We start from the raw sequence: 9661 nt of genomic DNA on the forward strand, positions 1-9661 counted from the left end.
CTTCAATTTTCCCTTCAATTTTTCCTTTCTCTATACCTTTTTGTATACCTTTCTCTTCAGCAAGATCAAGTCTGTATTCAAGAATGGCTTCTTCTTTGCATAGATCCATTATTCTTTCTTCGTAAGCTACTAAATCTTTTTCGTCCCAACGAAACTTGTCTAATTCATCATATGCTAGCTTTATTATTGGCGCTTTTTCTGCTATCTCTTTTAAGTCCTCTTCTGTTGTTTCTTCTGCGTATTTAAAAAAGAAACACCACCTTTCTACTATACTTTCTAACTGCTCTACTTTGCTTTTTGAAAATTTTGGTAATTCTATAAAGATAAATTGAAAATCTTTTAAGTAATGGCCGTTAGTTTTTATATCACGTATATTATGAGTAGAGATATAATCAATTTCTTCAGGAAGTAAGTTACAATTTGATATAGCAATAAAGAAGACTTTCTTTAAATCAATGTAGTTGCCAGATTTATCTAATTGTCTTGAGTAGGCTTTAGCGGCATATAATTGAGCGCGTTTTTCGAAGCCCTTGTCTCTAGCGAGCTGCATTTCTGCTATATATCTATTTCCGTGAGAATCCTTGCAGAGAACATCAACAATACTTTGTTTATCAGAGGCAACTTCGGGATCCATAATAGTGCTAAGAAACTCAACTTCTTGTATTGCATTTATCTCAGTAAACCCTAAAATATCGTTCAAAAAGTGGATCAGGATATTCTTATTTTTTTCCGTTCCAAAGATTTTTTTGAAACACAAATCATTGCGAGGATCGAGAAATTTTGAAAGAGCCATGGCAAAAATGCTTAAAAATATTAACAATTATACACTATTATTAACAATTATTCAACCATATTTTTGAAGATAGCTAGTTTCTGTATTTATTTTAAATTGAAGAAAGCTCAAATGAAAGATCGTGCTTTGCTAAAAATCACAGAATGCAGTCTGGTTACACCTTATCTTTGTTAGCTATAGCAAGTAATTGTATTTGTAATATGACAAATCACCTGCTGAAAAATCATTTTATGATCCAAGTCAGTTTTTTTACAGGTAACTTCTAAGCTTATCAATTCTGCCAAAATCTTTTTAAGTTCTGAAAGTTGCAAACTTTTCAAATGAGATTTAAAGCTCTGCAATTGTTTAAAAAACAATGGAGGGCTTAGCTGATCAATCGCAGCCTGCTCACTCATTCCACCTTGCACTGACAGCAAAACGTTTTCAAGGCGTAGGAAATAATTTGATATAATGCGAATTAGCGCTATCGGTGAAAAATTTTCTTGCGATATCAATGCATCAGAAATTCTAATGAAGCGCGACATATCTTTACTTGCTATGGCAGAGCATAGATCATCAAGTGTAGCATAGTCGTTACCAGAAGTTGAAAAGCATAATTCTATATCAGTAAGTTTTAGGTCTTTTCTCTCCCCTAAGTACAAAACTAACTTCTCAAGTTCTGAACATATAGGCAGCTTGCTATGATTAAAGTAAGATTGCAAATGGTAGATTATCTCGTTTGTGCATTTTATATCATTTTGTTTTAAGTAACTTGATATAATGTCATAAAGATTGCTGTTGCTGTCCTTATAGCAAGCAATCACACCAAAAATTTTTGAACTCTCCATATAACTTTTAGTCGCAGAATTATATGGAAGATCACTTGCTACCATCATTACATAGTGACCACTTGCGTTATAATCCAATACGTTTTTTAACTCTTTGGATATACCTCCACTCACATTTATCAGCTTAATTAATTTTTTGCTGGTAAACATCGAAATGTTTGCCAATTCAAAAAACAGTAAACCGGGTGACTTATTCACTACTGCAAAATCCATCACCTGAACTGAATACTCACCCAAATTGGCAATTATTTCTTGTACATAAAAATCAACCCTACTGTTATCACTTCCATGAATTAACACACCACGTAAAGCATTAGGTTTCTCTAGGAATCTTTTAACTTTGGATGGTGTAACCCTCATGCCACCTATATGATATCATTCTCATTTGATTGTACATGAGTATCCAAAGACTCTGAGCTTTCTTGTACAATATCATCTGCCGTACTCTGCACATCATCTGACGCATCCTTCTTCCAAAAAGAAGCACACTTATTGTAAAAATTTTTCATAGGTTGTACTATATATTTAGAAAAAAAATCCTTCTTCGCTCATATTGCTTACTCCATAAAATTAACAACTTATCACTAGCATATAAATAATAGTATAGCAAAAACTATTTTGTGCTAAGATAGTGATGTTTTATAATGAGTATATTACAAAATTATTAACATTCGAGACTAAAATTAAACCAACCTACTTAATATTAACCTTATAAAATAAGCGATAATTAAATATACAGCTGCAACAAGTATAATTGCAGGGCCAGTTAACAAATCAAAACTTGCAGATAACATCAGACCTGATATCCCAGAAATCACAGAAAAAACTGTTGCAACAATAATCATCTGCATCGGAGTTTTCGAAATGAGCCTTGCAGATGCTGCTGGTATTAGCAAAAATGCAGCAATGAGTAATATTCCTATTAATTGAGCAGCAATTGCTATAAATATCGCAAGAGTGATTAAAAATTCTAGTCTAATAAAATTGACATTAATCTTCTCAACTACTGCTAAATCTTGATTAATTGAAATCATTAACCAATAACGCCATCTAAATATTAATATCAAAGTAACTATTACAGAGGTAAAAAAAATCAATACCATATCACTTTGATCGAGCGTTAATATATCACCAAACAGTGAGCTAATAATACTATTATTGCCCGATGGAAGAAAAGACATAAGTATTAAACTCGATGATAAAACTACATTGGTAACAATGTTCAATATCGTATCAGCAGAATATAATCTGTTAAAATTAAGAGAAAGCAGTATTGCAAACGCAATTGCGATAAGCATTATGCTTATCGATGGGCTAATCTTAAAAATTAAAGCAAGTGCAACACCAAGCAACGAAGAATGGGACAAACTATCACCAAGGTAAGATAACCTTTGCCATATCATAAACGATCCTAAAGCGCCTGTTACTAGGCTAATTACGACTACTGCAACTAGACTGTTGATGAAAAAATCCTGGGTAAGCATGCTATATGGCTATTAGATAACTGACAACAAATCTATCTTCGGATATTAGAACGTTATGGGTTCTGCATGCTGCACCGGTTGTCATAAATTCAAAATTTAAATCTTTTTGTTCCATAAGATAGGACTTCACTGAAGAACTTGGTATATTGCGTGTTTTACCAGTACCTATTATCAAAATTTCTATTTTCTCTGTTAAAAAAGATTTAAAATGTTCCTTGCTATTTATATCACTTTCTTTCAATTTAATCACCTTTTCAGGAAAAACTATAATTGAGCTGCAATATTCTCTATTATTCACCAAAAATTTTCCTTCTCTGTAACCATTTATAAGATTTTTATTCTCGGAAATTAAGGGCATAAAGTTAAACTATTAATTGAGTGTTGCATACCCACCATTCTGGTTGTTTTTTTCCGATATTAACTGCAGCAGCTTTTGCATTTTCCTCACTATCGAATATTCCAAAGCATGATACACCACTGCCTGACATGCGAGAAAGTATAGAGCCTTCTTGTGACTCAAGTGTTGATATCACATCCTTAATTTCAGGTACAAGGCTTATTGCTATTTCTTGAAGATCATTTCTTGTCTCTTTAAGAAGCTTCAACAAATCCTTTTCAGCGTCATTGCTCCATTTAATTGGCTCAGAAAATTCTCCTTCATGCTTGGAAAATACCTCTGGTGTACTCAAAAATCTTTTTTTCGGTTTCACAAGCACCACATTCGTGGGTAAGGAAAATTTTTGGACATAGCACAATTCTTCGCCAATACCTCTAACAAAAACAGGCTTGCTATCTATACTCGCAGGAACATCAGCACCAACGTTTAAGGCTATTTCATTTAAAATCGTCCTATCAATCTTCCACAGCTTCCCTAGCGTACGTACCACAGCTCCAGCATCTGAGGATCCGCTACCGAGTCCTGCAGCAATTGGTATGTTCTTTACAACTCTAATAGAAACTTTAGTACGCACTGGAGCATGTCTAAGCAGCAGATTAACCGCTTTCGTTATAGTGTTATACTGGTTATTTATTCTAGACTCGGAGTTTATAAATTCAACTGTAGAGTTATCGTATCTAGAATACTTTTCACCTACTTTTATTTCCAAAAAATTAGAAAGATTAGCAAAGACAAATAAACCTTCAATCAAGTGATATCCTGTTTCCTTCTTATTTACAACATGCAAAAAAAGATTGATTTTTGCAGGCGCCTTTACACAAAAACTTTTCATTATATATCTTCACTAAGATTATTTTTACATTATATGTATAATCCTATTTTAGTCAACGTCTATAAGGTTTTTGCACTTCTGATGAGAAAAAATGCCATAAATCCTAATTTCTCTGTATGGGTAAATGCGTCCGCTGGTACAGGCAAAACAAAGATCTTAATAGACAGAGTATTGAGACTTTTATTAGAAAACAAAAGAAATATTCTCTGTTTAACGTTCACCAATGCTGCAGCAAATGAGATGGAGAACCGCATTCACAGTACACTTAGTAGGTGGGCAATATGTTCAGAGAGTGTATTGGTTGCAGATTTAGAACAATTAGATTTCTTTCCGATGCCATCCCTTTTTTGTCATCCAAGTAGCACAACACTGGGATCCCAGCACCCCTACTTGTCATCCCAGTGCGTGACACTGGGATCCAGAAAAAATGAAGCACTTGATCGTTATTTAACAAGAGCAAGAAGGCTTTTCTCTGAATTGGAAAATCTTGGCCTAACCATACAAACCATACACGCTTTCTGTTACAAATTAATTTCCAACTTTCCCATAGAAGCTGGCATCGCCCCAAATTGTACGCTGAGTGAATGTAAAGAATTACATTCCATCATATTCAATAAAGTGCTTCATAATGAAACTGTGCAGGATGATATCAATCTTATTGCAACTGAAATTGATGAAAATAAATTGCGCGATTTGCTTTATACTTTATGTATAAAAAGATCGATATCAGCAAATGATTCGAAATATATCAAAGATAAATTGAGCGCCCCAGATGAAATTCATGACTTACAGAGTGAAACAATTGAGCACGTGGAAAGACTAGCGGAGATATTAAGTGAAGGCAGTAAAAGAGATCAGAGTTATAGTGCAATGCTCTATGATTGGTGTAATAGATTCCTTGTAAAATCTCCTATCATTCCACCACTCTCTGTCATTCCAGCGCATGACGCTGGAATCCAGAAAAAAAGAATCAGTGTCAGCTGCTCGGATAACACCGGAATGGAGCGGAAAGACACTAGAATAGAAGATTTAGCCAAGGTATTTCTCAAATCAGAATTGCACGAAAAAAAGAATATATCATCCATTGCAACAAAAAGTATTTTGGAGAAATTTAGAGATGCAGAGCAAATAATAGAGAGCGTTCAGAATGTAGTGTTTACTCATATAAAAGACATGAACTCTTATCAAATATTCAAGAGAACCAGTAGCTTACTTGGTGTGTTTAAAGTATATGTTGATCTATACAGTAGCGAAAAATCAAAAAACGCACTGCTTGACTACAATGATATAATTGGCTTAGCAACAAATCTTCTCAGCAATCCAAACTACAAAGATTGGATATTATTTAACTTGGATCAAAAAATAGATCACATCCTTGTTGACGAGGCACAAGACAATAGCATCAGCCAGTGGAAAATTATAACAAATCTCTGCGATGAATTTTTTGCCGGTAATGATGAAAAGCGAACCTTATTTGTAGTTGGTGACGTAAAACAATCCATATACAGATTTCAAGGAGCAAATCCCCATCTATTCAACTACATCCAACAATACTTTCATACGAAAGCTGGTGGTAGAGATTGGATATCATGCCAACTTGAAAAGTCATTTCGTTCAACTCCAGAAGTTTTAATGCTTGTAGATAGAATATTTAATAACTTCCGCGCAGAAATATCTTTTGTTGATAATGAAATAAAACATGTTCCACATAGAGAAAATGATCAAGGATATATTGAAATTTGGCCAGTGTTACCAAAGTGTAAAGAGAAAGAACAGCGAGCTTTACAAATTCCTCTGACATGCAAGGAAGGTTATACAATAGCAGATCGATTACTTGCTCAGGCAATAGCCCACAAAATTCACAACTGGTTAAATGAAGGGCGAATTTTAGTTGCTAAAGATCGCCATATAGAACCAAGGGACATTGTGATTCTGGTACGGCAACGAAACGTGTTAGTTGATTACATAATAAGCGAACTTAAAAAAGCAAACGTGCCAGTTGTAGGCCGAGATTATTTTAGAATTATGAATTATATAGCCGTGCAGGACTTAATAGCTTTGGCCGAATTTTTACTCCTCCAGGCAAATAATCTAGCTCTTGCAAATGCTTTAAAATCACCGTTATTCAATTTTACCGAGGATGATTTATTTAACATTGCATACGACCGCAAAGAACAGTCGTTATGGGAAAGACTTCAAGATTATGATGGGGTTATCTATAGTGAATTAAACTATCTCATTAACTTATCTCGCATAGAGTCTCCTCTTGCACTATTTACACATATATTGCGTACAGGTAAGAAGAAATTTGCTGCAAGGCTAGGTCTTGAGTGCTTCGAGGTTCTAGACGAATTTATGAACCTTGTGTTGCAATTTGAAAATCCATCTCTTCAAGCATTTGTTCAATGGATCAAGGAGAATAATCCGGAGATTAAGAATGATATGCAATCAGAACGCAATGCTGTGCGAATAATGACAATTCACAAATCAAAAGGTCTGCAAGCTCCCATAGTATTTTTGGTTGATACAAACACAGTGCCAAGAAACAGTGAAAGCATTATTTTTGATGGAACAGAAGTGCCATTTTGGTGTGGAAAAAACAACAACGCTTATTGTGATCAAGTAAAAAGAGAGAAAAAACTAGAGGATTATAATGAATATTTGCGTTTATTATACGTAGCACTCACACGTGCTGAAGATGAGTTATACATCTTAAGTAAAGAGCCAGTGCAAAAGGGCTCTTGGTATGATCTAATCACTCAGTATGGAGAACCATATGAAGAGAAACAAGCATACTTACAGCCAGTATTTAAAGAAAAAGTTGAAATGCTATGTGTGAACGCAAACTACCCTTACATTTATAAAAAACGTGATTATTTTGACGTTCCAGTGATTTCGCTTCCGCCAAACCTATCAATGTCATCCCAGTGCGTGACACTGGAAAAAGAAGAAAAGCCAGCATCAGCTACTCACTCTCCGGTGTCATTCCAGCACTTGATGCTGGAATCCAGAGAAAAAGAAGCCTGGATCCCAGTGTCCGCTACTTGGATGACAAATAGGGGTACTGGAATGACAGAAAGTAGCACTGGGATGACAGATGGTTATGCAAGAGGCTTAATAATCCACAGCATATTACAATATATGCCCAAGATAGAAAAAGAAAGGAGAAAAAATTGGGTCAGAAAATATCTTGACAATATAAATACCAGTGAAGATAAGGATGAAATTTACAGTAAAATATTGGCCTTTAATGAAAAATATGGCTACCTATTTGATTTAGAGGGCAAATCAGAAATTACACTAAGTGGAGTAATTGATAGCGAACCAGTGTTAGTACGACTAGACAGGCTATGCATAACGCAAGATAAAGCAATCATAACTGACTACAAATCACACCGTAACGTTTCTGTTTCCTTATTAAATGAAATAAAAAAGCAAATGCTGACCTATAAAACCTTAGTACAAGAAATATATCCCAACAAGCAAGTAGAGTGTGTGGTTATTTGGGTGGAAGATTTAACTATTCAATCTGACTTTTAACGAAACTTGATTACAAGAAATAGCTACTATGTCATACCACCGCGAACCGTCATGCCGCCGCAAACCGTCATACCGCGATTCATTCGCGGTATCTCAGCCGCTAACAAGCAGCGGGATGACAGCAGTCCTACGTCATACTGCTGCGGATAGATCCCGCTACTTGTTAGCGGGATCTCAGCATAGCTATCTTAAAGCTAAGTAATATAAGTCAACCCAGCTAGGATTCTTTTGATTGATCAAATTAATTTTCCACTGCCTTGGCCATTCTTTCAGGCGCCTTTCTCTTGCAATAGCTAAACTTATATCTTCAAACTCTTCAAAATATACAAGTTTATTTACATTATATCTTGATGTAAAACCTGAAACAATTTTGTTTTTGTGTTCCCAAATCCTCTTGATCAAATTTGCAGTTACACCAATATATAATGTGCTATTAGCTTTATTTGTAAGTATATAGATATATGATAACTTCATCTTAATCGTTTATAGCTAAAGTAACTGAGGTTTACCAACATTATACTACACCATCATGCCACAATAAAACTTACCATCATACCGCCGCGAACCGTCATCTTTTAGCCGCTAACACGTAGCGAAAAGCTTTCACAATAACCTATTTTCTTTGAAACTAAAATAGCTACTGAACGTAATAATAATGTGGTCTATTAATTCTATTCCTATACTTTGGCAAGCTTCTGCTAGTTGCCTAGTAAGAGATATATCGCTATTTGAAGGTTGTGTATCTCCGCTTGGATGATTGTGAGATATTACAATGGATGTTGAACCAATCAAAAGTGCGCGCTTGATGATCTCTCTGACATAAAGAGGAGTTTGATCTACTGTACCAACGTTTTGCAGGTCTTCCGCTATTAGACGATACTTTTTATTCATGTAGATAACACGAAAATTTTCCTTATTGAGGCTTCCTATACTTATTCTTAAATAATCAAGCAATTTTTCCCAGTTATCGATTATAGGCAGGTCTTTTATTTCTTCTCTTGCAGAACGAACAAAGGCTTGTTTCACACAAAAGATGGCAGATATTGCTGCATTGCTGACACCATCAACATTTTGCAGTGCTTCCAGGTCAGCATTAAAAACTTTATTCAAACTGCCAAAATTTTCTATCAAACTCTTTGCTATCGGCTTTACATCAATTCTACTGTATGCTGAATATAAAATGTGCTCTAAAACTTCATAATCAAGTAATGATTGTCCATTATCTAAAATAATTTTCTCTCTTAGGCGCTTTCTATGCCCCTTTTTGTAATTTTTCATCATTAATGGATTGCTTGTCTCTTATAATAAGAAATTGAATTTTTAAGTAAAATATTTAATAAAGCACATGGTGCATAATTGTAAGAACATTCATTTTTGAAGACAGTAAATGGTGTCATCAAAGTAGCTGACGCGAGCTCTACTTCATACCGCCGCGGTATCTCAGCAGATCCCGTTAACAAGCAGCGGGATGATGATTGTCAGGCCAGTGCCCCTATAATGTCATCCCAGTGCCTATTTCTTTGTCATCCCAGTGCCCAGACACTGGGATCCAGGAAAAAGAATGATGTCATGAAAGTAGCTGACACTTATGATGGTGTCATCAGAGTAGCCCCTTTTTTGTCATCCCAGTGTCTTGACTACTTGGATCCAGGAAACTTAACTCTACACCAAGTAAATGTACAATAAGAACTAGATTCCAGCGTCACGTGCTGGAATGACAGCAGTTCTACGTCATACCGCCGCGGTATCTCTTAGCCGCTAACAAGTAACGGTATGATGATTCTTCAA

The 9661-nt window shown here is 35.2% G+C and carries 10 protein-coding genes; 2 read left to right on the forward strand and 8 right to left on the reverse strand.

The annotated features are described in order from the left end of the window. From OZD70_RS00205 to OZD70_RS00230, 6 genes are all read right to left on the reverse strand, one after another. A partial coding sequence (locus OZD70_RS00205; protein WP_275020077.1) for an Rpn family recombination-promoting nuclease/putative transposase occupies window positions 1-793 on the reverse strand: 793 nt, incomplete at its 3' end. A 170-nt stretch (window positions 794-963) separates the two neighbouring features. After that, window positions 964-1980, reverse strand: a complete 1017-nt coding sequence (gene holA / locus OZD70_RS00210; protein ID WP_275020080.1) for a DNA polymerase III subunit delta — start codon at window positions 1978-1980, stop codon at window positions 964-966. 5 nt (window positions 1981-1985) lie between these two features. Then, on the reverse strand, window positions 1986-2129 hold the full coding sequence (locus OZD70_RS00215; protein ID WP_182182986.1) for a hypothetical protein: 144 nt from the start codon (window positions 2127-2129) through the stop codon (window positions 1986-1988). Window positions 2130-2303: 174 nt separating this feature from the next. Next, on the reverse strand, window positions 2304-3104 hold the full coding sequence (locus tag OZD70_RS00220) for a metal ABC transporter permease (protein ID WP_275020082.1): 801 nt from the start codon (window positions 3102-3104) through the stop codon (window positions 2304-2306). A 1-nt stretch (window position 3105) separates the two neighbouring features. Continuing rightward, on the reverse strand, window positions 3106-3462 hold the full coding sequence (locus OZD70_RS00225) for an Mth938-like domain-containing protein (protein WP_182182983.1): 357 nt from the start codon (window positions 3460-3462) through the stop codon (window positions 3106-3108). 4 nt (window positions 3463-3466) lie between these two features. Then, the gene (locus OZD70_RS00230; RefSeq protein WP_182182982.1) at window positions 3467-4333 is read right to left on the reverse strand and encodes a 4-(cytidine 5'-diphospho)-2-C-methyl-D-erythritol kinase; all 867 of its coding nucleotides are present in this window, start codon (window positions 4331-4333) and stop codon (window positions 3467-3469) included. Window positions 4334-4414: 81 nt separating this feature from the next. Between OZD70_RS00230 and OZD70_RS00235 the strand changes: the two genes are divergently transcribed. Further along, complete coding sequence (locus OZD70_RS00235; protein ID WP_275020084.1) at window positions 4415-7873, forward strand: UvrD-helicase domain-containing protein; 3459 nt, start codon at window positions 4415-4417, stop codon at window positions 7871-7873. A gap of 183 nt (window positions 7874-8056) precedes the next feature. Here the strand turns inward: OZD70_RS00235 and OZD70_RS00240 are convergent, their stop codons facing one another. Both OZD70_RS00240 and radC read right to left on the reverse strand, forming a co-directional pair. Continuing rightward, complete coding sequence (locus OZD70_RS00240; RefSeq protein WP_007549156.1) at window positions 8057-8347, reverse strand: GIY-YIG nuclease family protein; 291 nt, start codon at window positions 8345-8347, stop codon at window positions 8057-8059. 129 nt (window positions 8348-8476) lie between these two features. Continuing rightward, window positions 8477-9151, reverse strand: coding sequence for a RadC family protein (radC, locus tag OZD70_RS00245; protein ID WP_182184176.1), 675 nt, complete (start codon window positions 9149-9151; stop codon window positions 8477-8479). A gap of 96 nt (window positions 9152-9247) precedes the next feature. On the opposite strand from radC, the gene OZD70_RS00250 reads away from it, so the two are divergent. Further along, entirely contained in the window at window positions 9248-9559 is a 312-nt protein-coding gene (locus tag OZD70_RS00250; RefSeq protein WP_275020087.1) for a hypothetical protein, read from the forward strand. Window positions 9560-9661: the final 102 nt, after the last annotated feature.

Source organism: Wolbachia endosymbiont of Drosophila tsacasi (genome assembly GCF_028982115.1).
Lineage (GTDB): Bacteria > Pseudomonadota > Alphaproteobacteria > Rickettsiales > Anaplasmataceae > Wolbachia > Wolbachia pipientis_B.

What these genes read in the sequence shown, in the direction of transcription:
- OZD70_RS00235 (WP_275020084.1), top strand. Translation starts at nt 4,415, where the DNA reads ATGAGAAAAAATGCCATAAATCCTAATTTCTCTGTATGGGTAAATGCG.
- OZD70_RS00225 (WP_182182983.1), bottom strand. Translation starts at nt 3,462, where the DNA reads ATGCCCTTAATTTCCGAGAATAAAAATCTTATAAATGGTTACAGAGAA.
- OZD70_RS00230 (WP_182182982.1), bottom strand. Translation starts at nt 4,333, where the DNA reads ATGAAAAGTTTTTGTGTAAAGGCGCCTGCAAAAATCAATCTTTTTTTG.
- holA (WP_275020080.1), bottom strand. Translation starts at nt 1,980, where the DNA reads ATGAGGGTTACACCATCCAAAGTTAAAAGATTCCTAGAGAAACCTAAT.
- OZD70_RS00220 (WP_275020082.1), bottom strand. Translation starts at nt 3,104, where the DNA reads ATGCTTACCCAGGATTTTTTCATCAACAGTCTAGTTGCAGTAGTCGTA.
- radC (WP_182184176.1), bottom strand. Translation starts at nt 9,151, where the DNA reads ATGAAAAATTACAAAAAGGGGCATAGAAAGCGCCTAAGAGAGAAAATT.
- OZD70_RS00240 (WP_007549156.1), bottom strand. Translation starts at nt 8,347, where the DNA reads ATGAAGTTATCATATATCTATATACTTACAAATAAAGCTAATAGCACA.
- OZD70_RS00215 (WP_182182986.1), bottom strand. Translation starts at nt 2,129, where the DNA reads ATGAAAAATTTTTACAATAAGTGTGCTTCTTTTTGGAAGAAGGATGCG.